Genomic DNA, 24,517 nt, shown 5'->3' with positions numbered 1-24,517 from the left:
TGATGGTCGGCTAGCCGGAAGGGTGTCGAGGTGAGGTTTACCCCACCCCGACGGCTCGGATCAGCGCGCCAGCTTGGTGTTGCGCACGCTTGCGCTGGTGCCATGGCAGTCTTTGACCGCCCGAGCAGCAGCGCAACGAGCCCCGGACGGCTACCGGGCTGGTTCTACAGCGTCAATACGACCTGATGTTGCCCTCCATCCAGCGCAAGTCGTACGTATCCGTTCATGCAATCGAGCGGGCCTTCATCCAGCCGCGCGTGCTGGATGCCGCGGTTGGCCTGGCCTGGGTTTTCCACGCGGATGGCGTAGCGCGTTTCGCCCAGGGTGATGGTGGCTTCGAACGCCGGCCAGTGACTGCTGATGCACGGATCGACGATCAGCCATTCACCTTCGCGGCGGATGCCGAGGATGCCTTCGACACCGGCGCGGTACATCCAGCCGGCAGCGCCGGTGTACCAGGTCCAGCCGCCGCGGCCGTTGTGCGGTGCCACGCCGTAGACATCCGCCGCGACCACGTAGGGTTCGACCTTGTAGCGCCGGCTTTCTTTCGGTGTCAGCGCGTGATTGATCGGGTTCAGCAGCTTGAACATCCCACACGCCGCATCGCCATCACCCAGCTTGGCAAAGGCGAGCATGGCCCACATCGCAGCGTGGCTGTATTGACCGCCGTTCTCGCGTAGGCCCGCCGGATATCCCTTGATGTAGCCGGGCTCCTTCGGCGTCTTGTCGAATGGCGGGGTGAACAGCAGGGCCAGTCCGTCATGCTCGCGGATCAGGTGGTGCTGCACGGAAGCCATGGCCTGTTTCGCGCGGGCGGGGTCCGCTGCGCCGGACAACACCGCCCAGGACTGGGCAATGGAGTCGATGCGGCACTCGTCGCTGTCTTTGGAGCCCAGCCAGGTGCCGTCGTCGAAGGTTGCGCGGCGGTACCACTCGCCATCCCAGGCCTTTTCTTCCAGCGAATCAGCAAGTGCCACGGCGTGTTCGCGCCAGCGTTCGGCGCGCTGGGCGCCAGCCACGCTGCCTCGCTGCTCAGCCAGCGGCGCGAAGAGTTCGATGGTGCGCAGCAGCAGCCAGCCGAGCCACACGCTCTCGCCCTTGCCATCTTCTCCGACGCGGTTCATGCCGTCGTTCCAGTCACCACCGCCGATCAGCGGCAGGCCGAGTTCGCCGGTCAGCTCCAGGCACTGATCGAGTCCGCGAGCGCAGTGTTCGAACAGTGAGGCAGCCTCGTCCGCGATCATCGGCTGGAAGAAGGCATCGTGCTCGCCGGGCTTGAGCAACGGCCCTTCGAGAAAGCTCACCGGCTCATCGAGGATCGCCGCGTCGCCGGAAACCTGAACATAGGTTGCCGTGGCGAATGCGAGCCAGACACGGTCGTCAGAAATGCGCGTGCGCACACCCTGACCGGAGTGCGGCAGCCACCAGTGCTGTACGTCGCCTTCGGGAAACTGGCGACTGGCCGCGCGCAGGATGTGGCTGCGGGTGGCCTCTGGCTGCGAAAACGTCAGTGCCATGCCGTCCTGCAACTGATCGCGAAAGCCATAGGCGCCGCTGGCCTGATAGAAAGCCGAGCGCGCCCAGATGCGGCAGGCGAGAGTCTGATACAGCAGCCAGCCGTTGAGCATGATGTCCATCGCCCGGTCCGGCGTTTTCACCTGTACCGAGCCAAGGGCGCGGTGCCAGTGGTCCGTGACTTCACACAGCACTGCGTCGAGATCGGCCTGGCGATAACGCTCGACCAGCGCACGCGCCTCATCAGCCGACGCGCACTGGCCAAGGAAGGCGACGATCTCGACGCTCTCCCCAGGGGCGAGCTGGACCACGCACTGCAATGCCGCGCAAGGGTCCATGCCTGCGCCGACGCTGGCGGATAACGGTTTGCCAGTAAGCAGCGCCGCCGGCGTGGCGGGGCTGCTGTTGCGACCAAGGAATTCACTGCGATCAGCCGTCCAGGCCGTTTGTCGTCCACCCAGATCGGCGAATGAAATACGCCCGGGAAAGGCGCTGCTCCACGGGTTGTGCGCCAGCAACAGGCCGCTGCTGGCGTCGCGCTGGGTGACGATGAAAGGCCCGGAGGCGCCGCGGGCGGTGCCGAGCACCCATTCGCTATAACTGGTGACCGACAGTCGGCGAGGCTCGGATGACAGGTTGCGCAGCGTCAGTCGGGAAATCTTGATCGGGTCGCCAAGGGCGACGTATTGCAGCAGATCCAGCGCAATGCCTTCGGCCAGGTGCTCGAAGCGGCTGTAGCCGTGGCCGTGCCGCGCCACATAGAGGCCGTCATCGCGGATCGGTTGGGCGGTTGGGCTGAACAGCGCGCCGCTGCGTTCGTCGCGCACATAGAAGGCTTCGCCGCAGGGATCGGTGACCGGGTCGTTGGACCAGGGCGTGAGCTGATTTTCCCGGCTGTTTTCCGCCCAGGTATAGCCGCTGCCCTGCGCCGAAACCTGAAAGCCAAAGCGCGGGTTGGCGATCACGTTGATCCAGGGCGCTGGTGTCGTGCTGCCCGACTCCAGCAGTGTCACGTATTCGCGGCCGTCCTTGTCGAAGCCGCCGAGGCCGTTGAAGAACTCCAGCCCTTGCGCCAGTTCGCTGCCGGTAGGGCCCGGTGTCGCAACGACCGGCCGCGAGGGCGGGGTAGCGAAATGCGCTGCCACGGCGTCGCCCAGGAGCAATGTGTTGGCCAGCTGCTTGTCGATCGGCCCGCGGCGGGCTATCAGTGCTACGCGAGCGACGCTGCGCAGCAGGGCGCGTGCCTCGCCGCTCAACAGGTCGGTGCGCAGCATGTACACCGATCCCTGGGCAAGCTCGGCGCCGAAGCGCGGACGCGACTGGCTGCTGCGCACCGCGGTTTCGATGGCGATCTGCAGATCCTGCAGATAGGAACTGGCGTGCTCGTTGAGAATCACCAGGTCCACCGCCAGGCGCTTCATCCGCCAGTACTCATGGGCACGGAGTAACTGGCGGACCTGGGCGATGTCCTGGATATCGTCGATGCGCAGCAGCACGATCGGCAGATCGCCCGAAATCGCGTGCGGCCACAGGCCGGATTGGGCGCCGGCACCCTGGATGATCGCGGCCGACGGCGCGCGGAATTTCGGATCGGCATAAAGAATGGGCGCGGCCAGGCGCTGGAAGTCGGCGGCTTCGGCCGGTTTGATGTCGAGATGGCGCAGCTGCACCTGCGCCTGAGTCCAGGCCAGGGTCTTGACGCGGTCGTAGGCGCTGCGGTCGTGGTGCTTCTCGATCAGGCTCAGCAGCTCGTCACGCGAGTCGGCGACCAGGGTCCAGAACGCTACGCGGGCGACCTTGCCCGGCGCCACCCTGATCCGGTACTTGAGCGAGAAGATCGGGTCGAGCACCGTGCCGACGCTGTTCGACAGCGGCTGGCCTTCGGCGACCACCGCGGCAGCGGCCACGCTCGGTCGCTGGCCGATGAAGCGGGCGCGATCGGTTTCATACTGCGGGTCGGATAGGATTTCGCCTTCCACCACGGCGAAGTGCGCGGCCCAGATCGGCTGCTCGCCCTCGCTGCGCAGGCGGCGGGTGGCGGTCAACGCGCCGAATTCGGGCAGGTAGTCGGTCACTACGAACAGTTTAGCGAATGCCTGATGCGCATTGTCAGTGGCCGGCGTGGTCAGCACCACTTCACTGTAGGACGTCAGTTCGATGTCCCGCGCTTCGCGACCGCTGTTGGCGAGCGAGACGCGGCGCACTTCACTTTCGTCCTCTCCGGATACCCGCACGTCCATCGTGGTGGTCAGGTCCAGATCGTGACGAATGAACTCGGCATGATCCTCACCGAATATCACCTCGTGACTGAGCGCATCGCTGCCCAGCGGCTGTCCGCCTGCGGGCCAGACCCTGCCGTCTTCGGTATCGCGCAGGAAGACGAAGGAGCCGTAGTCGTCCCGGCTGACGTCCTCGCGCCAGCGCGTGATCGCGAGGTCGCGCCAGCGGCTGTAGCCGGCACCGGCTGCGGTGAGCATCACGGCGTAGCGGCCGTTGCTGAGCAGATGGGTAACCGGCGCGCCGCTCGCGGCTGAGCCTTTCAGGCGGCGCAGTGATTGCGGATCACCGCCGCCCTCGACGGCGCGGATTTTCACTTCTTCGGCACGCGGGTGGGCGATGGCGACATCACGCGGCATGCGTTCCTGCAGCAGCAGTTCACAGGCCTGGATCATCGGCTCGCGATGGAAGCGTGCGCGCATCTGGCCGTCTTGCAACGTATTGGCGATGGCGACGATGGTCATACCCTGATGGTGCGCCATGTAGTTGCGCACGATGACGAACGCCTGGCCATCCGGCAGGCGTGTCGGGGTGAAGTCCAGCGCTTCGAAGAAGCCGTAGCGCCCGAGCGCACCCATCTCGGTCATGCGCCGGAAGTTCGCCTGGGCGCCAGTCGCGTCGACCATGGTCGCGAGCCCGGTGGCATAGGGCGCGATCACCAGGTTTTCCGCCAGCCCTCGCTTGAGGCCCAGGCCCGGCACGCCGAAGTTGGAGTACTGGTAGGTGAACTCCATGTCGCGGGCGTTATAGGCCGATTCCGAAACGCCCCAGGGCGCGTGGTGGTCATTGCCATATTCCTGCTGGCGCTGCACGACCAGACGATTGGTCTGCTCCAGCAGGCTGCCCGCCGGGGCGCGCATGACCAGTGACGGCATCAGGTATTCGAACATCGAGCCCGACCAGGAAATCAGCGCGGATGCATTACCCAGGGGTGTCGCCGTGCGGCCCAGACGGAACCAGTGCCGCGTGGTGACATCGCCTTTGGCAATGGCGAACAGGCTGGCCAGGCGCGCTTCGGAGGCCAGCAGGTCGTAGCAGCTGGGGTCCAGACTGTTGTCGGCCAGGCCGTAACCGATCGACAGCAGCTTGCGCTCGGGGTCGAGCAGAAAGGCGAAATCCATATCCAGTGCCATCTGCCGTGCGCTGGCGGCCACACCGCGCAGGCGCGCCTGCATCGCTGCCAGCGACTCGGCGGTTTGCTGGCGATCGCGGCCGTGTTCGGCAAGCGTCTGGCACAGGGCGTTGATCCAGAAGTGAAGCGCCTGCGCATCTTCGTCATCCGTGACGGACGGGCTGATTTCCTGCGTGACGCGAACGGCCTTCTCGGCCAATTGCCGGAGCGTTGCCGAACGGGTGTCGAGCGCTTGCGCGTCGCCTATTTGCGTGGCGATCTCATCGAGCACGCCGAGCAACGGCTGGCCGCGCTCGCCATTGGCTGCCGGCAGCGCGGCGATGGCCTGGCGCGCCAGTATCAGGTTGTCGTGCAGGCCCTGGCGGGCATGCGGCACCTGGGGCTGGTCGAGCCATTCTTCGCAGGCATTGGCGAGGGCGATCAGGTGGCCGGCGAGATTGCCGCTGTCCACGGCCGAGACATAGGCTGGTTCCAGCGCGCGCATGTCCTCGGTGGCGTACCAGTTGAAGAAGTGCCCGCGGTGTCGCTGCAGCCGGCTCATGCTGTCCAGCGTCGTCTCCATTCGCTCGAGCGTCTGCAGCGTGCCGGCCCAGCCGAAATCACGTGCGGTGACGGTCGAAAGCAGATACAGGCCCATGTTGGTGGGCGAGGTTCGGCGCGCGACGACCGGCTTGGGCTCTTCCTGGAAATTGTCCGGCGGCAGCATGTTGTCGGCGGGGGTGACGAAGGTTTCGAAGAAGCGCCAGGTGCGCCGTGCAATCAGGCGCAGCTCCTGAGCATCCGCTTCAGCCAGTTTCTGACTGGGAGCGACGCGAGGTGAGCGACTGGCCCAAAGGGCCAGCGCCGGAGCACCCAGCCAGAGCAGGGCGAACGGCAGCACCAGTGGCCATGACCCCGGCGCGACCAGCAGCGCCAGCAGTGCGACGCCGACACCCAGCACTGTGCCGCCGGCCATGCCACGGTAGAAGCCGCTCAGTTTCAGCCGCGGGCTGATGGCCGATTGCGCGGCGGTGGTCCATTCCAGCAGGTGGCTGCGAGTCGCATAGAGCCGTGAGAGGGTGCGGATGATGGCATCGCTCATGCGCCAGGCCTGGTCCGGCAGAAACGCCAGGTTCAACAGGGTTTGCGAGGCGGCCATGCGCAGGTCGCCGAGCAGCCGGTGCAGATGGCTTTGCGCACTGACGCCACTGCGAGACGGCAACAGCGTGAAGCACAGTGGCAGGAAACCGGGAATCGCCAGCGCTCCGAGCACCAGCAAGGTGCCGATCAGAGCAGCCGGCAGCGACAGCATCCAGCACAGGGCCAGTGCCAGCAGACTCAGCGGTGCCAGCAGCGAGCGGCGCAGGTTGTCGAGCATCTTGAAGCGCCCGATGATGGGCAATGCCTGGGGGCCGCGGCGCGCGCCGAAGATCCACGGCAGCAGCTGCCAGTCGCCGCGGGTCCAGCGGTGCTGGCGCTTGCCCGATACGTCGTAGCGCGAGGGAAACTCTTCCACCACCTCGACGTCGGTCGCCAGTCCCGCGCGGGCAAACACACCCTCGAACAGATCGTGGCTGAGCATGCTGTTTTCCGGCACTCGTCCGGCCAGCGCTGCCTCGAAGGCGTCAATGTCGTAGATGCCTTTGCCGGTGTAGGAGCCTTCGCCAAACAGATCCTGATAGACGTCGGATACGGCGGCGGCATAGGGGTCCATGCCGCCGGGGCTGGAGAACACCCGTTGATAGAAGGAGCCTTCGCGGCCCACGGGCAGCGACGGCGTGACACGCGGCTGAAGAATCGCGTAGCCATTGATCACCCGCTGTTCGGGTACGCTGAATCGCGGCCGATTCAGCGGGTGCGCCATCTTGCCGATCAGGCGCATGGCGGCATCACGCGGCAGGCGCGTGTCCGCGTCTAGGGTGATCACGTAACGCACATCCGCGGGAATCCGCTGCGTGCAGCCGGCCAGGGGCATGTAACTGGTATCGGTCGCGCCACGCAACAGCTGGTTCAGCTCATGCAGCTTGCCGCGCTTGCGCTCCCAGCCCATCCAGCAGCCTTCGCTGGGGTTGTACTGCCGGCGCCGATGCAGAATCAGGAAACGGCTGCCGCCGGGCGCCGGGCCGTAGCGCTGGTTGAGCCGCGCGATGGCATCGACCGCGACCTCCAGCAGCCGGGCGTCGCTGTCGAGAGTTTCCTGGTCGGCGTCCAGGCCATCGGTGAGCAGGGCGAAGGTGAGGTCGCCCCCAGCGCCGGCCAGGTGATGCACTTCGATTCGCTCGATCTGTTCCAGCAGGTCCGCTTCATTGGTCAGCAGCGTCGGCACCGCGACCAGGGTGCGCATCGACTGCGGCACACCGGCGGTGAGGTCCAGGCCCGGCAGCGTGCTGGCGCCGAAACGCCAGGTGACTACGCGGTTGACCAGCGCCGAGGCCAGGTCCGTGATCGGCAGAAAGGCGACCAGAGCCAGCAGCGCGAGCCAGCCCGCGCCTACGCCGGCACCGCCCATGGCCTGCAGCCCGAGGGACAGCAGCAGGGTGGTAACCAGGAGGATGGCGCCAACATAGCCGACGATGCCCAGCTGCACGTGAAAACGGCTCAGGCGCAGCCCCAGTGGTGGGCGGAAGCCAAGGCTGCGTTCGAGACCGAGACGGCCTTCGCCAATCAGGTGGTAGCCGGGGTCGGCCACGCGCTCGTCGTCGGCAGCGTCACGGGACGGCGCGGCGTGGGCGGCATCCAGCGCGGCGCCGGCGATCTCAAGCTCGCTGGCGCTGGAACCGCGCGCCAGTTGCTCGATGGCACTGCGATAGAGATTGCGTGTCGGGAAGTCCATGGCGGCGAAGGCGCTGCCGCCACGCATCCGCTCATCCACCAGGCTGACGTCTTCGAACAGCTCGGTCCAGTCGATATCGGAGATCAGCCGCATGCTGGTGATTACGTTACGCACGCTGACGTTGGAGGCGCCCTGGCGCTGCTGCGAGTGCTGCACCACCTGTTCGATGGAGGTGTCCTGGCGGCCCAGCTGTTCTTCCAGCCAGCCCAGTGACGGTGTGGTGCGCGGGTCCTGGTCGCGCAAGCGCTTGGCCAGTTCAGCGGCGAAGACCTCGGACAACGGCGCCGTGCCACGCGCGGCGAGTTCATCGTCCAGCGCTTTCTGCGGCGAGCTGGCCGAGAGCAGGCGGTTGGCCAGCTCATCTGCGGCCATTCGAGTCGCCAGGCCATCGGTGATCTGGTCGCTCAGGCGACGCAGGTTCTCGACCAGCACGATGCGCAGGGTGATGGCCACGGCCCACAGTTCGCCAATGGTCAGCGGCTGGACCTGCTGGTAGGCGTTGATGAAGCGGCGCAGGGTCTCGGGATCGAAATGACTGTCGGTATGGGCCACGAATGCCCAGGCCAGGCCGAAGATGCGGGGATAGCCCACAAAAGGCCCGTCAGCCAGCTTGGGCAGCTGACGGTAGAAGCCTGGCGGCAGGTCGTCGCGAATTTCGCGGATTTGCGCCTCGACCAGGTGGTAGTTGTCTAGCAGCCACTCTGCGGCAGGCACCACGCTGCGCCCGCTTTCTAGCTCGGCGGCGCTGGCGCGGTAAGCCGCCAGCAGCACCGTCGCGTTGTCGTTCAAGCGCGCATGCAGGGGCAGCACCGCCCGAGGGAGCGGGGTGACCGGCTGGGCGGCAGCCAGGCTGCGGGCGTGATGCTCGAGCCGCTCGGGGCCGAACAACTCGTCGCGAACGGGAGCGAGATCGCTCCAGACGGGAGAGCGCTGGTGGTACCCGAGGATGTGACGGAAAACTGAGGTCATGAGCGCCTGTCCGACTAGCGGAGATAGGGGAACAGGCGTTAGTGCGCCGGCTCCTGTCGGGAGGAACCACGGCGGCAAGCTTTCGGAACAACGGGAAACCGATTGCCGGTTTCTGCCAAATCGCCGTACAGCCTCGTCATTTCACCGATCCGCAGGGCGGTCAGCAGAGGCGCCAAGAATCGGCGAGCCATGAAAGCAGCAGGGCATATGGGCCGAGCCGCTTGCAGGAAGGATGCTGTCGCAGCAATCGCTCCACGATACAGCATAGGCACTTTTATTGTCGGTGCTTCGCCGCCTGGCCCTCAGGCGCGATCGGCATGCCGGCTCTGGCGAATCAAGGGGGGCGAGACCGGTTCGGGCGAGGCTTGTGTTGCCCCTGTCAGAGGCCACCCAGCAGGTCGTACGCATCGAGCAGGCGCCAGGCGATTTCCGGCTGTTTCTCCAGCCCGCGGCGTACGGCGGCGGCGATGGCGGGGCGGGTCTTGCGGCAGAGACCGGGCTGCTCGGCGAACTCGATGGCGATGCCGCGCATGCTGCGCACCTCGTTATGCCCGGGCGCGACGGTCATGCGGATGCCGAGCTGATCGTACATCCGTTGCTGCAGGCGTTCGAGATCGTCCAGGCTCTGCACGCTTTCCAGGCGTTCGAGCAGGCGACGTTCCTCATGCCGGGTCAGCATGAGAATGCGCACGTCGGCGCCGGGCGTTTCCAGCAGCTCGTCGCGCCGACAGGTACAGGTGCCGGGCGGGCAGGATTGGCGAAGCGGCGGCAGGTTATTCATGGTTTTCGATCATAGCCAAGCCTGCGCGATGCGCACAGCCAGTGGCCACATGCTGGCCCGCTGATGACAAGCGTGGCAGCCTCGCGCACCATGGCGCTTCATTTCTGCGCCGGGTGCGCTTCGTTCCGTCAGGGATATTGCTGGAGAACTGTCATGCGTGTTCTGTCATCCATCCTGCTGATCGCAACGTGGTTCGTTGCCGGTGTCGCAGCCGCCGAGGAGGCTCGTCTGGTCGATGCGATCAACGCTTACCGTGGCGAAGTACAGCGCTGCGGCAACAAGGCGAGTGAAGAGCTGCCACCGCTGACGGCCGATTCGCGGCTGAACCTGCCGGTCGGCGCCGTCGGTGACCTGCAGGATGCCTTGTCCCGTGTTGGCTATCCGATGGTCACGGTGCAGGCAATCACCTTGTCCGGCCCGCGAGATTCCCAGGCTGCGATGCAGGCGCTGCGCGAAAGCTTCTGCCGGGTGATCCTCGATCCGCAGTTCGCCGACATCGGTGTGAGCCGCGACGGCCGTGACTGGCGCATCGTGGTGGCGCGGCCGTTGCTCGATGGTCGGCTGGGTGACTGGCAGGCCGAAGGGCAGAAACTGCTGGAGCAGATCAACGCGGCCCGTGCCTCCGCCCGCCGTTGCGGTAAGCAGGACTTCGCCGCAGCCGGGCCGCTCAGCTGGAACGAGACGCTGGGCAGCACCGCCGAAGCCCACAGCCGGGCCATGGCCAATGGCAACTTCTTCAGTCATCTGAGCGAAGACGGCCGCACTCCCGGCGACCGCGCCGAGCTGGCCGGTTACACCGGCAGGCAGGTTGGCGAAAACATTGCTGCGGCGCTGCCGACTGCCCGCAAGGTGCTGGACGGCTGGCTGGCCAGCCCCGGGCATTGCGCGAACCTGATGAATCCGCAGTTCAGCGAGCTTGGCGCGGCCTACGCGGTCGATCCGCAGAGCGACGCGGCCATCTACTGGACGGCGATGTTCGGCGCGCCTTGATCAAGCGTTCATCGACCACCCCGCAAAGCCAGCGTTGGCTGGATTGTTGAGCGATCCGGCCGAGCGCGCTGTCAGACAGACCTGTTCCCATCACCAGGGTTGCCCTTGACCGATATCCCTACCCCCGAGCAACTGCCCGCCGTACTGGCGGGCCCGCTATTGCGGCGTCTCGAGCCTGGCCTTGTGACGTTCTGGCTGGTCGGCTCACGGCCGCTCGAGCTGTCGCTGATTCTCGAAAGCCCTGCGGTCGGACTGCAGCTACATGTGTCGCTCGATGAGCTGAGCTGCCAGCGCCTGCCGATCGGCAAGCACGCGGTATTGCATCTAATCGAGTTCGTGCCTGACGCACCGCTGCCAACCGATTGCCTGATCGAATACGACCTGCGCATCCAGGACGGTGCGGCAGAGCGGGGCATCGCCGACTGGGCGCCGCATCTGCTTTACGGCGGCGCAACGCGGCCGAGCTTCGTCATCAAGCCGCGCCTTGATCGCGTACTCCATGGTTCCTGCCGCAAGCCGCACCACGCAGCGGCTGACGGGCTGTTGTGTGTCGACGAACTGTTGGCTGACGCGCAGGACAAGCCGGCCGAACGCCCGGCCGTGCTGCTGATGACTGGCGATCAGGTCTATGCCGACGATGTCGCCGGGCCGATGCTGGTGGCGATCCATGCATTGGTACGCCGGCTCGGGCTTTATGGCGAACAGCTCGAAGGCGCGGTGGTGAACAATAGCGATGAGCTGATGACCCATCCGGCCAGCTATTACCGTCGCGAGCAGCTGTTGCCCGCATTCAAGTCCAACGACGCGTTGCGCGAGCGCTTCTTCGGTGGCGTGGAAAAGCCGGTGTTCACCACCGCCAACGGGCAGAACCATCTGATCAGCCTGGGCGAGGTCATGGCGATGTACGTGCTCGTCTGGTCGCCGACGCCCTGGTCGCTGATCGCCCCGCAGATGCCCGCGCTGGAGCCAGCCGAGGCCGAGCGTTACCGCAGTGAAGAAGCGTGCCTGCAAGGGTTCATCGCGGGACTGCCGAAGGTGGCCCGCGCCTTGGCTCATGTGCCGTCGCTGATGATCTTTGACGACCACGACATCACCGACGACTGGAACCTCTCTGCGCGCTGGGAGGAAACCGCCTACGGCCATCCGCTGTCACGGCGCATCATTGGCAATGCGCTGATCGCCTATCTGCTGTGCCAGGCCTGGGGCAACGATCCGACGCGTTTCGCCGAGTTACTGCCGCCGCTCCATGAGCTGCTGGCGACGGCCAGCGACGGCTGGCTGGATTGCGCGGCGCAGGATCAGCTGATCGATACGCTGTTCAGGCTCGGCGGTTGGGGCTACGAGCTGCCTACCGATCCGCCGCTGGTGGTGCTGGACACACGCACCCGGCGCTGGCGCACCGAGCGCAACCTCAGTCGACCGTCCGGCCTGATGGACTGGGAGGCGCTGAGCGAATTCCAGCAGAACATTCTCGACAAACCGTCGGTGCTGATCGTCTCGCCGGCACCGATGTTCGGCGTCAAGCTGATCGAGGCGGTACAACGGGTGTTCAGCTGGGCTGGCCAGCCGCTGCTGGTGGATGCGGAGAACTGGATGGCCCATCGCGGCGCCGCCCACGTGATGATGAATATCTTTCGCCATACGCGAACGCCGGGTAACTACGTGGTGCTGTCCGGCGACGTGCATTACTCCTTTGTCTACGAGGTGCACATTCGCGGGCGCGATACGGCGCCCCAGCTATGGCAGATCACCAGCAGCGGCGTGAAGAACGAGTTTCCGCGGCGCCTGCTGGACTGGTTCGACCGCCTCAATCGCTGGTTCTACGCGCCCTGGTCGCCACTGAACTGGCTGACCAAGCGCCGTCGGCTGGAAGTCGTGCCGCGCGTGCCGGACCGCAGTAACGCCGGCGAACGGCTATGGAACGGCTCGGGTATCGGCCTGCTGGTGCTCGACGAGCAGGGCAGGCCGCGTGAGATCTATCAGTTGAATGCCGATGGCACGGCGCCGGTGGCGTTTCTCACCGAGCGCGCTCGCAATCGCGGCCAAGCCTAGTCGCGCGTGGCCGCGGTATCACGCGCGTCGCTCCACATCGCTGACCGCCACCCGTTCGGATCGCAGCTCTTGCAAGGCATGGCGGGTGATCTGCACCGCCGCGCTGATGGAGAGCAACGCCATGATCGTCGCCACGATCAGGTCGGGCCATCCAGCGCCGGTGCCGAACACGCCGAGCGCTGCCAGCATGACGGCGACGTTGCCGAGCGCATCGTTGCGGCTGCATAGCCAGACGCTGCGCATGTTGCTGTCGCCTTCGCGGTAGGCATAGAGCATGGCGGCCACCGCGATATTGGCCAGCAGCGCGATCACACCGACGACTCCCATGGTCGAGGCATGTGGAACGCTGCCTTCGACGAAATTGCCGATGGCGACCACCAGAATGAATATGCCGAACAGGCCCATCGTCAGCGCCTTGGCCAGCGACGCCCGCGCCCGCATCACCACGCCCAGGCCCAGCACGAACAGGCTGACGCCGTAGTTGGCCGCATCGCCGAAGAAATCCAGCGAGTCGGCAAGCAGCGATACCGACCCCGAGCGCACACCCGCGCCGATCTCGACACCGAACATCGCCAGATTGATCAGCAGCGCAATCCAAAGAATGCGCCGATAGCGTCCGCGTGCCGCCGTGGTGGCGCAGCCGCCGCTGCAACAATTTCCCGCCATGACATCGCCTCCAGTTGTCGATGGCGCTACGCTAAACCCTGTAGCGACTACAGGGTCAAGCGATGCCACTCACCATCGGCAAACTCAGCAAGGCCACGGCAGTGAACGTGGAGACCATCCGCTATTACGAGCGTATCGGGCTGCTGGCGGCACCGTCGCGCACCGAATCCGGCTATCGCACGTTCAGCGAGCAGGACGCCGCGCGGCTGCGTTTCATCAAGCGTGGGCGGGAGCTGGGGTTTTCCCTCGACGAGATCCGCACCATGGTCGAGCTGGCCGACCAGCCGGAGCATGCCTGCACCGATGTCGATCGCCTGGTGCAGACGCATCTGGTCGAAGTGCGCCAGCGTATCGCCGACCTGCAGCGGCTCGAAGCGGAGCTGCAGCGCCTGGCGGGCTGCAGCGAATCGTCGGTCCGCGAGTGCCGCATCATCGAAACCCTGACCGGGGTGCGTCGGCCCTAGGTCCGCGGTGTTGCGCGACTCGGGGCGTACGGACCGCACATCGAGATGTACGGCGCTGACGAAACGCCCGGTCTACCCCGGGGTTCCAAGGCAGAGTCACCAACGCCCATTGTTGCCAGAGGACAGCTGCCATGATCGATCCAGACGACCCACGCAAGGATGGCCTGACCCCGCCGGATTACGACGAGTACGGCGATGTGCCGGATTCGGGCGAGAGCGATGCCGATTCAGGTACTGATTCGAAAGACCAACCGGAAGCCGATCAGAGCCCGCTCGGCTAGACGCCGGCCAGGCGTGACCTCGCGTGAATGTTCATCCACTGGACAATTCGACCCGCCCGGCCTAAAAAGGCGCGCTGCGCCGAGAGGCGTGAGCGCCAAGCGGCAGCAGCGTGTTTTCCAGAGCCAGGTGAATCGTGAGAAAGAAAAAGCCCGTAGACCCCGTCCGCCAAGCCCAGAAGAACCGCGCCCATCGCATCGGCTGGCTGATTGCCCTGGCTGGCATCGTGGTGGGTTTCGCGCTGGTGATGATGAAATCGGCATAGCCAATACGTGCCGGCGGTTTCCGTAGCCGCTCACGACGCTGCTGAAAAGCACAGTGCTCTTACAATACGCCCCGTGTGCAGCACACAGTCCGCGGCTGTCCGCACGGGCTGCCGGCACCGAATCATCACGAGAGGAATACCATGCCGACCTACGACTACCGTTGCGAAGCCAACGGTCAGGTTTATGAAGTTCGCCATGCCATGGCGCTACGGCCGAAAACCTGGGGCGAACTGCGCGCAGCCGGCGCGCTGGCCGAAGATTCGAACATTCCGGACGACGCGCCGGTGACCAAACTGATGACGGCTGCCGGGGTGGTCAACAGCCGCGTATTGAAGAATCCGGAAGCGCCGGCCTGTGCCCGCGGCGGCTGTGCCGGCAACTGCCGCTGAGTTCAGCCGCGGACGTGGATGGCGTCGATAGGGTGGAAGACGGCGAAGCCTTTTCCACGCGGTTTCCCGGGTTGTTTCGTTAGTAGCGCATCTCCAGCGTGACCCGGGTGGGTTCGCCTGCGCTGACCTCGAATGCGCTGTCCTCGAAGGACGGCGGGCCCATCACCTTGGGATTGTTCGACAGCCCATAGCCTTCCGTTGGGATCATGCCGAAGCGGCGGTCCATCTCGCCGTTGTCGTTCTCGTCATGGTAGGCCAGCACCGCGTAGCGCCCGGGCGGTACGTCCTTGAACACCAGGGTCACGGCGCCTTGCTCGGCGTCGGCCTTCTGCGCGGCGAACGCCTGGTTGTCCTTGCGGAAGGTCTTCGGGCTGGAATAAACCGCCACGGCTACCTTGCCGTTGTCGTGCTGAACGCCGTTGAGTGTGACATGCAGTTCCTCGGCGTAGGCCGAGGGGACCAAGAGGGCGAGGGCAACGCCCAGGATCGGAAGTGCTTTCATGCTGTGCTCTTGAAGTCGAGGATGCGGAAGTCGCCGGATTCAATGTCGCCAGCGACGCTTGAGTCGAGCGTCGCCATCTTCAGCGAACAAGCGAAGCGTTGTCCACGCGGCGCATCCATCGTTCGATCAGAACTGCGGCCCTGAGCGGGTGTTGTTGCCCTTGGCCAGGCGGTCGTAGAGCACCACGTTCACCGTCGCGGCGAGGTTCATGCAGCCATTGGTGGGGATGTACACCACATCCTCGCACCAGTCGCGGATTTCCTTGCTCAGCGAGCCGTCCTCTGCACCGAAGATGTACAGCGCACGGTCCGGGTGGGTGTACTCCGGCAGCGAGCGGGCACCTTCGACCAGCTCCACGGCAACCGGCACGCAGCCGAGCGGGAGGATCTTGCGCAGGTCGTCGATGTTGATCAGCGGAATGTCCTGGTGGACCTTCTTGGTATCGGTGACGAAGTCCTTGGCGCGGTCGTAGCGGGTGCCGGTGTAGAACACCGAAGCGGCGCCATAGCAGCCTGCGGCACGCATGATCGCCCCCACGTTGGACGGCGATTTCGGGTTGCTCAGGCCAATGCAGGCATAGCGTTTGTTGCTCACGGAAGTGGACTCGCGCGGAAAACGCGCGAGTATACGGGAGTGTCCAGTCCGATGACGGCTCGGATCGCCGGCTCAGGGAATCAGCTTGCTCGCCCGCAGCCTGGCGAACACCTCGAAGAACGCCTCGTCGCTGGCCTGATAATCCAGAAAACCGAGCTTGCGACTCTTCGACATGTCCGTCACCACCTCGATCGGGCGGCCGAGATCGGCATCGGTGTGCCACGGCGAGACGAGCTTGCCGATGTCCGCCTCGGCGAGACCGAACTGCTTGGTCATGTCGTTTCAGATGTCCGCGTCGCCCGCCATCTGCTGCTCCAGCGGGGCCGGGCCATCGAGCGGCGCAGCGTCGATGCCGAACCACTCGGCAATGCGCGACCACATCCATTTCCAGCGGAACACATCACCATTGACGACATTGAAGGCCTGGTTGGCGGCTGCCGGCGTGCTGGCGGCCCAGCGCAGGTGCCGGGCGAGCTGGCCGGCGTCGGTCATGTCGGTCAGGCTGTGCCATTGCACGTCCGAGCCCGGAAAGCGGAAGGGCCGCCCCGTGTGGCGGCAGATGGAGGCATACACGGCCAGCGTGGTGGCCATGTTCATGGCGTTGCCGACCGCGACGCCGGTGACGGTGTGCGGGCGATGCACGCTCCAGCTGAAGCCATCGCGCTCCGCCGCGGCGAACAGCTCATCTTCCTGGGCGTAGTAAAAGTTCTCGACATCGAGCCGCCCCTGCTCCTCGCGGAACGGCGTCTGCGGTAACGCACCCTTGCCGTAGGCTTCGAACGGACCGAGGTAGTGCTTGAGGCCGGTGACCAGCGCCACATGGCGAACCGCGCCAGCCGGCCGGACGGCTTCGAGCAGGTTGCGTACCATCTGCGCGTTGACGCGGATATTCTCCGCCTCGCTGGCCTGGCGCGCCCAGGTGGTGAGGAAGATATGCGTGGGTGAAACGCCAGTCAGCGCCGCGGCGAGGGCCTTCGGGTCCAGCAGAACCGCGCTGATCGGCGTGACGCCCGCGTCGGTATTCGGCCGGCGAGCCAACCCGGCGACCTTCCAGCCTTCATCGGCCAGCAGGCGCGACAGCGCGCTGCCGACAATGCCGCTCGCGCCGACCACCAGTGCTTGATTTGTCATGTGCAGACCCCCACAAAGCGAAACAGGCCTGCACCTTACCCACTCGAAAATGCCGATCCAAGTCGGCACCAAATGGTGACCATCCCCCATGCAACCGGGCTCTGACGAAGAACAATGGCGCGAAGACTGCGCGCCGAGACGCGTGCTCGAACTCTTCTCCACCAAGTGGACCAGCATGATTCTGCACACGCTGCATGCCCGGCATGGAGGCACAGCCCGTAGCGGCGCGTTGCATCGCAGCCTGCCTGGCATCTCCAAGAAAATGCTGATCCAGACGCTTCGCGAACTGGAGCAAAGCGGCCTGATCGAACGCCGCACTCTCGATTCGGTTCCGCCGGCGGTGAGCTATGCGCTTTCGCCGCTGGGGCAACTGATGGTCGAGCCCATCGAACTGATCTATGACTGGGCAAGGCAGCACTCCGCCGCGCTGGATCAGTTGCAGCCACGAAGCACGTCGCGCAGGCGGGGCTAGATCGCGTTGACGATCTGCTCGCGCAGCCATTGATGGGCAGGGTCGCGATGGGCGCGTTCATGCCAGAGCATGGCCATTTCGTAGCCGGGAATTTCCAGCGGCGCTTCGACGACCTGCAGTGCGACACCCTGAACCAGCCGTTCGGGCAGCATGGCCACCAGGTTGGTGCTTTCCAGCACCGAGCGCAGGAACAGGAAGTGCGGCACCGACAGCACCACGCGCCGCTGCAGGTCATGCGCGGCCAGCGCGTCATCGGTGGCACCGTGAAACCCGCCGCCGTCCGGCGAGACGATCACCTGATCCAGCATGCAGAACTGCTTGAGCGTCGGCCGCCGCCGCAGGCGCGGATGCCCGGCACGGCCGGCCAACACGTAACGTTCGGTGAACAGCACGCGGCGGCGCAGGTTGGATGGCGATCCGTCGACGGTGTGCAAGGCGAGGTCGATATCACCCTGTTCCGCCTGGCGGGCGATGCGCGAAGGCTGCATCTCGACCACTGCGATGCGTGTGCCCGGTGCGGCGGACCGCAGGCCGGCCAGAGCGGGTAGCACGATGGCGGACTCGCCATAGTCGCTGGCTGCGATGCGCCAGACGTTCTGTGCGGCGCCAGGGTCGAACGGGCTGGCTGGCGCGACGGCTTGCTCCAGCGCCTCCAGCGCCAGGCGCAAGGGCTCGCGCAGTTCTTCTGCGCGTGCAGTCGGGCGCATGCCTCGTGGGCCAGGTATCAGCAGAGGGTCGTCGAACATGTCCCGCAGCTTGGCCAGGTGCACGCTCACCGAGGGCTGGGAAAAATTCAGGCGCTCTGCGGCGCGGGTGACATTGTGCTCGGCGAGCAACACGTCCAGGGTCACCAGCAGATTCAGATCGAGGCGTCTGAGATTATTCATGGCAATACCTGGGATATGGCTTATTCATTTCAAACATACCTGGGCAAGCCACATCCTGCATCCGTCCCGCTACGGAGGTTTCCCATGAATGTTCTACTTGTTTATGCCCATCCTGAACCGCGCTCGTTGAATGGCGCGCTGAAGGAATTCGCCGTCCAACGTCTGCAGGCGGCTGGCCATCAGGTCCAGGTTTCCGACCTGTATGCCATGGGTTGGAAGGCCGCGATCGATGCCGGCGACAGCCTGGATCGCGATCCCGAAGCGCGTTTCGATGCGTCCGCGGATTCCCGACGCGCGTTCGCCAGTGGTCGGCAGAGTCCCGATATCGCGGCCGAGCAGGACAAGCTGCGCTGGGCAGATGCGCTGATCCTGCAATTCCCGCTCTGGTGGTTCTCGATGCCGGCGATCCTCAAGGGCTGGGTCGACCGGGTATATGCCTACGGTTTCGCTTATGGCGTCGGTGAGCACTCGGATGCGCGCTGGGGTGATCGCTACGGCGAGGGTTCGATGGTGGGCAAACGGGCGATGCTGATCGTGACGACCGGCGGCTGGGATTCACACTACAGCCCGCGGGGGATCAACGGGCCCATCGAAGACCTGCTGTTCCCCATTCATCACGGCATCCTGCATTATCCGGGCTTCGATGTGCTGCCACCGTTCCTGGTGCACCGCACCAGCCGTATCGATCCGGCCCGATTCGACACGCTCCGCAACGAGCTGGGCAAGCGTCTGGACGACTTCTGGCGCACGGAGCCCATCGCCTATCGCAAACAGAACGGCGGCGACTACGACATCCCGGCGTTAACGCTCAGGGCTGACGTAGCGCCGGGGCAGGTCGGCTTTGCCGCGCATGTCGAACAGCCGTAACAGCTTCAGGGCAGGGGACGTGTCCTGTCGTTACGTCGTCAGAGCTCCTTGGCGAACCGCTCGACGGCGCTGACCACCTGCTTGGCGGCGTCCTGAATCTCGACGATCACCGCACCGGCCTGGTTGGCCAGCCCCAGGCCCTGCTCCGCCTGTTCGCGGCTGGCGAACATGTTGCGCACGGCCTCGTCGGCCAGCGCCTGGTTCTGTTGCACCACATTGACGATCTCGTCGGTAGCGGTGCTCGTGCGCGCGGCCAGTTGCCGGACCTCGTCGGCAACTACCGCGAAACCGCGGCCCTGCTCGCCAGCCCTGGCGGCCTCGATGGCCGCGTTCAAGGCCAGCAGGTTGGTCTGCGCGGCGATGCCGCCAATGGTCTGGACGATGGAGCTGATCAGCAGCGACTGCTTGCCGAGCGCCTCGATGCCATCGGTGGCGGACTGCACCTGGTCGGTGATCTTCTGCATCGTCACCAGGGTGTCCTTCACCACGCTGGCGCCGCGCTCGGCACTGACGTCGGTCTGCAGCGAAATGTCGTAGGCAACGCCCGCGGCTTGCCGCACTTCAGCCTCCCGCATGACCTGATCGGTCACCACGTTGGCGAACTTGACCACCTTGTAGAGGTTGCCTTCGGTGTCGTGCACCGGGTTGTAAGTCGCTTCCAGCCAAACCTCGCGGCCATGGCGGTCGACACGCTTGAAGCGGTCGGCGACGTACTCGCCGCGGTTGAGCTTCTGCCAGAACGCCTTGTAATCCGCCGAAGCGGCATCTTCCGGCGCGCAGAACAGGCTGTGATGTTTGCCCTTCAGCTCCCCGAGCGAATAGCCCATGGTCTGGAGAAACTGCTCGTTGGCGGTGACCACCGTTCCGTCCAGATTGAACTGGATGACCGCGGTCGAGCGCAGCAGGGCGGTGATGAATGCCTCGTTCTCCTTCGCCCGGTACACGGCCTCGCTGATGTCGCTGCCGAACCCCTGAATATGCGAAAGCTTCCCGTCGGCCGTTGCGATCGGATACCAATGGATCTTCAACCAGGCGAGGCTGCCGTCGGCGCGCAGGTACCGATAGTCGTCGCTGACCGGCTCGAGCTTGGCCACCGCGGCGCGAAAGTTGTGAAAGCAGGGCAGGTTCTTCACATAAGGCGGAACGATCTCGGCCAAGGGGCGGCCTTGGAGATGCCCGTGTGAGTAACCCAAGGTACTGGCGAACCGATCATTGAACGCACAGATCTTGAAGTCGGCATCCAGCGTGACCGACAGCATGTCACCGTTCATCTTGCCCATGAGCTGGCGCAGGATTGCCAGCTCGGCATCCTTGGCTTCCAAATCCTTTTTCAAGCGGCTGTTAAACATGCAGGGCATCCAATTGATCTCGTTGTGCCTCCCGTATCGGCGAGCAGAGCGTGTGCTTGAGCGACACCTGCGTGCGACAGAAGGCCGAACGATGCATCCGGGATGCCATGGCCGCTAGCGGCTGGTCATTTCGCGATCAGCGCTGATCGCCAACGGCCTTCTTGTCGATCACCGACCATAGGTTGCAGATCTTTCCCGCGATGAACTCGTAGACCGATGTAGCCCTGGTAGCAATCAGCGATCTCGTCGCCAGTCTTGATCGTTCCCCGCAAAGAACGTCCGATGATCAGGCTAGCGACTACTCGAAATACACCAGCCGCATCCACCAGCCGCACTAGGCTGTGGTTATCTGTTCGGCACCGATTACCTGGTCAGTCGAGCACCACGGCGTGGCCCTCCAGCGGATTGATGTCGCCTTTGATCAGGGATTCGGCCAGCGCCTGCGCGGCCTCCAGGCCTGTGTGCTCGTGCACCTGCATCCAGGGCTGCTGCGCATCGCTCACCCGAGCGATGAAGGCCCGCTGCGCCTCGTTGAAACGGCGGGTCACCTCGGCGGGGCCCCAGTCGGCGTTGCGTTTCTTGATTTGATAAGGCGCGAAGTAGGGCTGAGGCTGCGGACCGGCCAGCGTCTGGTCCGTCTCTCGGTATTCGTGATTCTGGGCTGACCCGGCGAAGCAGTCGTACACCAGGGCGTCCTTGAAATGGCCATGGATCTGCCGGCGTAGATCGGCGCTGCCGGAGAAGTCGACATAGAGAGTGGGCACGCTCGGGTCCAGCGACGCGAGCTGGTCGTAGCCAACTGCCTGGCGGTAGCAACCCAGGCCTTGTACGAAGTCCGTATTGCCTGGGGAGGTCAGCCCGATCGTTTGCACGGCCGGGTTGTCCTGCAGGCAGAACGCGGTGCCATATGCGGTCTTGCTCGAGGCGCTCGACATCAGGATCTGGCGCGCGCTGAAGAATGCGTTGTCGTCGAGGAAATCCGCCAGCATGAACGAGGTGATGAACAGCGGCCGCAGCAGCATCTGGTAATTTTCGCTCTCCGCGCGATAGGCGGCGTCGCTGCTGATGCGCTGGTACTGGTTGTAGGCCGATGTGAGTTCGAGTCGATGTTCGGCGCCGTCGTAGAAGCCGCGCTCGGAGACGCGCACCGGCTGCATCACGACATGGCTGGCAATCGGCCAGAAGCCGTAGAAGCGTTCGCCCTTCGCCAGGCCATCGACGGTGCTCTCCACGACTTCGGCGAAGCCCCATGCCGGCATGTGGAACCACTCGCTATCGCCGGTGGGGTAGAAGTCCCAATAGCGCAGGTGAGGCGTCTCGCCGAATGCGGCGTAGGTGACATTGTTCGTGGTCAGTGCCAGCCGGCTGATACGCAGCAGGGCTTCGCCGGGTTTCAGCTCCGGCATCGGTCGGGTCTGAATGCGGGTCTGCTGCATGTCTTTCTTGTGGTTCTGCAACTGGCGGATGACGCTCATCGATGGCACCTTGGGTTCGTAAATGGACGGCTTCGACTCTATCCTGCGGATTTCGGAGCATCGTGACCGGCCGTTTCGGTTGATCGTGACCGGTCATTTCGCTAACGCGTGACCGCTGATTTCGCTAACAACGTGACCGATTTTCCACCTGTTCCGAAACAGGCGGTCACGGCTTACCGAAATCGTCGGTCACGGTTTAGCGAAAACCTTCCCCCTGCGTTGCGCATGACCTGACGCGACCGTCACCCTCGCCCGATTTCGGGAGACGAGGGATGGCGGCGCCGCGAGTAGCCATGCGAAACATCAAAGAATGTCTGCGCCTCAAGCTTGAGGCCGGTTTGTCCCACGAGAAGATTGCCCGCGCCTTGCAGCTGTCCAAGGGCGTGGTCAGCAAGTACGTCACGGCGGCGCGCGTGGCCGGGCTGGACTGGCCGGCGCTGGTGGCGATGGATGAGGCCGCGTTGGCAGCCGCCTTGTTTGCGCCGATGCCACCGGGCAAGCCGCGCGGTGAGCGGGTACTGCCCGATGTGCTGAGTATCCATCGCGAGCTGCGGCGCAAGGGCGTGACCTTGCAGCTGCTGTGGGAGGAGTATCTCGCCGCGCATGCGGGGCAGCCGACCTACCGCTACACCCAGTTCGTCGAGCACTACCGGCGTTACGCACAGACGCTCAAGCGTTCGATGCGCCAGCTGCACCGCGCGGGCGAGAAGCTGTTTATCGACTATGCCGGCCCGACGCTGCCGGTGGTCGATCCAGGCACCGGCGAAGTCCGCCGGGCGCACATCTTCGTCGCCGCCCTGGGCGCCTCGAATTACACCTATGCCTGCGCGACGCCGGGCGAAACCCAGGTGGACTGGCTGACTTCGCTGGGGCAGGCGCTTGCCTACTTCGGCGGCGTGCCGGAGATGGTGGTGCCGGACAATCCGCGCGCCCTGGTCGCCCAGCCGGATCGCTACGAGCCCGGCCTGAACCGGGCGACGCTGGAGTGCGCGCGGCATTACCAGACGGTGATGCTGCCAGCCCGGCCACGCAAACCTCAGGACAAGGCCAAGGCCGAGGTGGCGGTGCAGGTGGTCGAGCGCTGGATCATGGCGCGGCTGCGCCACCGGCAGTTCTTCAGCCTGCATGCGCTCAACCAGGCCATCGCCGAACTGCTGGAGGAGCTGAATCGACGCCCGTTCAAGCGCCTCGACGGCTGCCGGCGCGACTGGTTCGAGCGCCTGGATCGCCCAGCCCTACGCCCGCTGCCGGAGCATCCCTACGAGGTCGCCAGCTTCAAGCGCTGCAAGGTCAACATCGACTACCACATCGAGGTCAATGGCAGCTTCTACAGCGTGCCCTCGGCCCTGGCCCGGCAGAGCGTCGAGGTGCGGCTGACGGCGCACACCCTGGAAGTGCTGCATGGCAACCGGCGGGTGGCCAGCCACCTGCTGCTGGGCCGTCGCGGCGCCTACAGCACGCAGCGCGAGCACATGCCCGCCGCGCACCAGGCGCATCGCGAATGGACGCCGCAACGCCTGCTCGACTGGGGCGAGCGGATCGGCCCCTACACGCGCCAACTGATCGATCACCAACTGACCCACAAGCCGCACCCGGAGATGGGCTACCGCGCCTGCCTCGGCCTGCTCTCGCTGGCCCGCCGCTATGGCAATGCCCGCCTGGAAGCCGCCGCCGAACGGGCCGTCCAGCTACGCGCTTTCACCGGGCGCAGCGTGCGCAACCTACTTCAGCAAGGCCTGGATCGACAGCCGCTGCCCAAGCGTGCGGCCGAAGCGAGCCTCCCCGAGCACCACGAAAACGTCCGTGGCGCCGACTACTACCAACCCCCGCAACAGGAGCTGTTCGATGATGCCGCAACACACCCTGAATCAACTGCACCAGCTACGCCTGGACGGCATGGCCCGCGCACTGGAGGAGCAATGGACGCTGCCGGCCAGCTACAGCCTGAGCTTCGATGAACGCCTCGGCCTGTTGCTTGACCGTGAACTGGCCTGGCGTGACAACCAGCGCCTGGTGCGGCTGCGCAAGAAAGCCAAGCTCAAGTACAGCAATGCCTGCCTAGAGGATCTCGATCGGCGTCCCGGCCGCGCCCTGGACGAGCGCCTGATCGCCGCTCTGGCCAACGGTGACTGGATCCGCCAGCAGCACAACCTGCTGTTGACCGGCCCGACCGGTGCCGGCAAGACCTGGCTGGCCTGTGCCTTGGGCAACCAAGCCTGCCGCCAGGGCTACAGCACCCTGTATCTGCGCACCCCGCGCCTGCTGGAGCAACTGCGCATCGCCCACGGCGACGGCAGCTTCGGCCGCACCCTGCAACAGCTGGCAAAGGTCGACGTCCTGGTTCTGGACGACTGGGCGCTAGCCCCGCTGGAGGAAGGGGCCCGGCATGACCTGCTGGAGGTGATCGACGACCGCGCCGGCAACCGCTCCACCATCCTGACCAGTCAACTGCCCATCGAACACTGGCACGGCTGGATCAACGACCCGACCTTGGCCGATGCCATCCTTGATCGCCTGGTGCACAACGCTTACCGATTGACGATGAAGGGCGAGTCACTGCGCCGGAAAAAAGCCGAGGAAGACACCGCATCGTGACCGATGCGATTACAATCTCAAAACCGCGCAACCGGGACGGAAGCACCGGTCAC

Annotated in this window: 18 protein-coding genes and 1 pseudogene; 10 read left to right on the top strand and 9 right to left on the bottom strand. The window is 65.1% G+C overall.

The features are described 5' to 3' along the window. Nucleotides 1-164: 164 nt before the first annotated feature. The gene (locus UIB01_RS13660; RefSeq protein ID WP_038661462.1) at nucleotides 165-8,705 is read right to left on the bottom strand and encodes a GH36-type glycosyl hydrolase domain-containing protein; all 8,541 of its coding nucleotides are present in this window, start codon (nucleotides 8,703-8,705) and stop codon (nucleotides 165-167) included. A 379-nt stretch (nucleotides 8,706-9,084) separates the two neighbouring features. Next, nucleotides 9,085-9,486: a hypothetical protein gene (locus UIB01_RS13655; protein WP_038661459.1), complete on the bottom strand. Its 402-nt coding sequence runs from the start codon at nucleotides 9,484-9,486 to the stop codon at nucleotides 9,085-9,087. 153 nt (nucleotides 9,487-9,639) lie between these two features. Between UIB01_RS13655 and UIB01_RS13650 the strand changes: the two genes are divergently transcribed. Continuing rightward, the gene (locus UIB01_RS13650; RefSeq protein ID WP_038661456.1) at nucleotides 9,640-10,476 is read left to right on the top strand and encodes a CAP domain-containing protein; all 837 of its coding nucleotides are present in this window, start codon (nucleotides 9,640-9,642) and stop codon (nucleotides 10,474-10,476) included. Between the two features lie 105 nt (nucleotides 10,477-10,581). Further along, a complete protein-coding gene (locus UIB01_RS13645; RefSeq protein WP_051605084.1) occupies nucleotides 10,582-12,528 on the top strand; it encodes a metallophosphoesterase family protein in 1,947 nt (648 codons plus the stop codon). Nucleotides 12,529-12,546: 18 nt separating this feature from the next. Here the strand turns inward: UIB01_RS13645 and UIB01_RS13640 are convergent, their stop codons facing one another. Beyond that, a complete protein-coding gene (locus tag UIB01_RS13640) occupies nucleotides 12,547-13,194 on the bottom strand; it encodes a cation efflux transmembrane domain-containing protein (RefSeq protein ID WP_038661450.1) in 648 nt (215 codons plus the stop codon). A gap of 62 nt (nucleotides 13,195-13,256) precedes the next feature. On the opposite strand from UIB01_RS13640, the gene UIB01_RS13635 reads away from it, so the two are divergent. The 4 genes from UIB01_RS13635 to UIB01_RS13630 all read left to right on the top strand — a co-directional run bounded on the left by UIB01_RS13635 (nucleotide 13,257) and on the right by UIB01_RS13630 (nucleotide 14,592). Next, nucleotides 13,257-13,658, top strand: coding sequence for a MerR family transcriptional regulator (locus UIB01_RS13635; protein ID WP_014819972.1), 402 nt, complete (start codon nucleotides 13,257-13,259; stop codon nucleotides 13,656-13,658). A gap of 131 nt (nucleotides 13,659-13,789) precedes the next feature. After that, nucleotides 13,790-13,939 (top strand): hypothetical protein, encoded by a 150-nt coding sequence (locus UIB01_RS23250; protein WP_180983585.1) that lies wholly within the window; start codon nucleotides 13,790-13,792, stop codon nucleotides 13,937-13,939. 134 nt (nucleotides 13,940-14,073) lie between these two features. Then, entirely contained in the window at nucleotides 14,074-14,202 is a 129-nt protein-coding gene (locus UIB01_RS23530; RefSeq protein WP_023445530.1) for a hypothetical protein, read from the top strand. Between the two features lie 141 nt (nucleotides 14,203-14,343). Next, on the top strand, nucleotides 14,344-14,592 hold the full coding sequence (locus tag UIB01_RS13630; protein WP_023445531.1) for an FmdB family zinc ribbon protein: 249 nt from the start codon (nucleotides 14,344-14,346) through the stop codon (nucleotides 14,590-14,592). Nucleotides 14,593-14,671: 79 nt separating this feature from the next. Here UIB01_RS13630 and UIB01_RS13625 read toward each other — a convergent pair whose 3' ends face one another. The 3 genes and pseudogenes from UIB01_RS13625 to UIB01_RS13615 form a co-directional block, all read right to left on the bottom strand. After that, nucleotides 14,672-15,094: a DUF2141 domain-containing protein gene (locus UIB01_RS13625; protein WP_038661445.1), complete on the bottom strand. Its 423-nt coding sequence runs from the start codon at nucleotides 15,092-15,094 to the stop codon at nucleotides 14,672-14,674. Between the two features lie 126 nt (nucleotides 15,095-15,220). Beyond that, on the bottom strand, nucleotides 15,221-15,688 hold the full coding sequence (locus UIB01_RS13620) for an RNA methyltransferase (protein ID WP_003281467.1): 468 nt from the start codon (nucleotides 15,686-15,688) through the stop codon (nucleotides 15,221-15,223). Nucleotides 15,689-15,760: 72 nt separating this feature from the next. Next, nucleotides 15,761-16,819 (bottom strand): annotated as a pseudogene (locus tag UIB01_RS13615) (SDR family oxidoreductase). Between the two features lie 88 nt (nucleotides 16,820-16,907). Between UIB01_RS13615 and UIB01_RS13610 the strand changes: the two are divergent. After that, nucleotides 16,908-17,291, top strand: coding sequence for a winged helix-turn-helix transcriptional regulator (locus UIB01_RS13610; protein ID WP_038661442.1), 384 nt, complete (start codon nucleotides 16,908-16,910; stop codon nucleotides 17,289-17,291). Here the strand turns inward: UIB01_RS13610 and UIB01_RS13605 are convergent. Next, nucleotides 17,288-18,178, bottom strand: coding sequence for a LysR family transcriptional regulator (locus UIB01_RS13605; protein WP_038661440.1), 891 nt, complete (start codon nucleotides 18,176-18,178; stop codon nucleotides 17,288-17,290). The two genes, UIB01_RS13610 and UIB01_RS13605, sit on opposite strands and share 4 nt — an antisense overlap. An 84-nt stretch (nucleotides 18,179-18,262) precedes the next feature. Here UIB01_RS13605 and UIB01_RS13600 point away from each other — a divergent pair, with 84 nt between their 5' ends. Then, nucleotides 18,263-19,045, top strand: coding sequence for an NAD(P)H-dependent oxidoreductase (locus UIB01_RS13600; protein WP_038661438.1), 783 nt, complete (start codon nucleotides 18,263-18,265; stop codon nucleotides 19,043-19,045). 38 nt (nucleotides 19,046-19,083) lie between these two features. Here the strand turns inward: UIB01_RS13600 and UIB01_RS13595 are convergent, their stop codons facing one another. Together UIB01_RS13595 and UIB01_RS13590 are read right to left on the bottom strand one after the other, a co-directional pair. Further along, nucleotides 19,084-20,394 carry a methyl-accepting chemotaxis protein gene (locus UIB01_RS13595; protein WP_038665769.1) on the bottom strand — a complete coding sequence of 437 codons (1,311 nt, stop codon included), beginning with the start codon at nucleotides 20,392-20,394 and terminating at the stop codon, nucleotides 19,084-19,086. 371 nt (nucleotides 20,395-20,765) lie between these two features. Continuing rightward, nucleotides 20,766-21,869, bottom strand: a complete 1,104-nt coding sequence (locus tag UIB01_RS13590) for a DUF2855 family protein (protein ID WP_038661435.1) — start codon at nucleotides 21,867-21,869, stop codon at nucleotides 20,766-20,768. Between the two features lie 272 nt (nucleotides 21,870-22,141). On the opposite strand from UIB01_RS13590, the gene istA reads away from it, so the two are divergent. Beyond that, the gene (istA, locus tag UIB01_RS13585) at nucleotides 22,142-23,827 is read left to right on the top strand and encodes an IS21 family transposase (RefSeq protein ID WP_038661432.1); all 1,686 of its coding nucleotides are present in this window, start codon (nucleotides 22,142-22,144) and stop codon (nucleotides 23,825-23,827) included. Continuing rightward, nucleotides 23,715-24,464 carry an IS21-like element IS1474 family helper ATPase IstB gene (istB, locus tag UIB01_RS13580; protein ID WP_038661430.1) on the top strand — a complete coding sequence of 250 codons (750 nt, stop codon included), beginning with the start codon at nucleotides 23,715-23,717 and terminating at the stop codon, nucleotides 24,462-24,464. The genes istA and istB overlap by 113 nt, the downstream gene beginning before the upstream one ends. Nucleotides 24,465-24,517 lie beyond the last annotated feature (53 nt).

The organism is Stutzerimonas decontaminans (genome assembly GCF_000661915.1).
In the GTDB taxonomy this organism is placed as follows: domain Bacteria; phylum Pseudomonadota; class Gammaproteobacteria; order Pseudomonadales; family Pseudomonadaceae; genus Stutzerimonas; species Stutzerimonas decontaminans.
The sequence above is the reverse complement of the archived record's forward strand: the minus strand, read 5'-3'. Positions and strand labels throughout refer to the sequence as shown.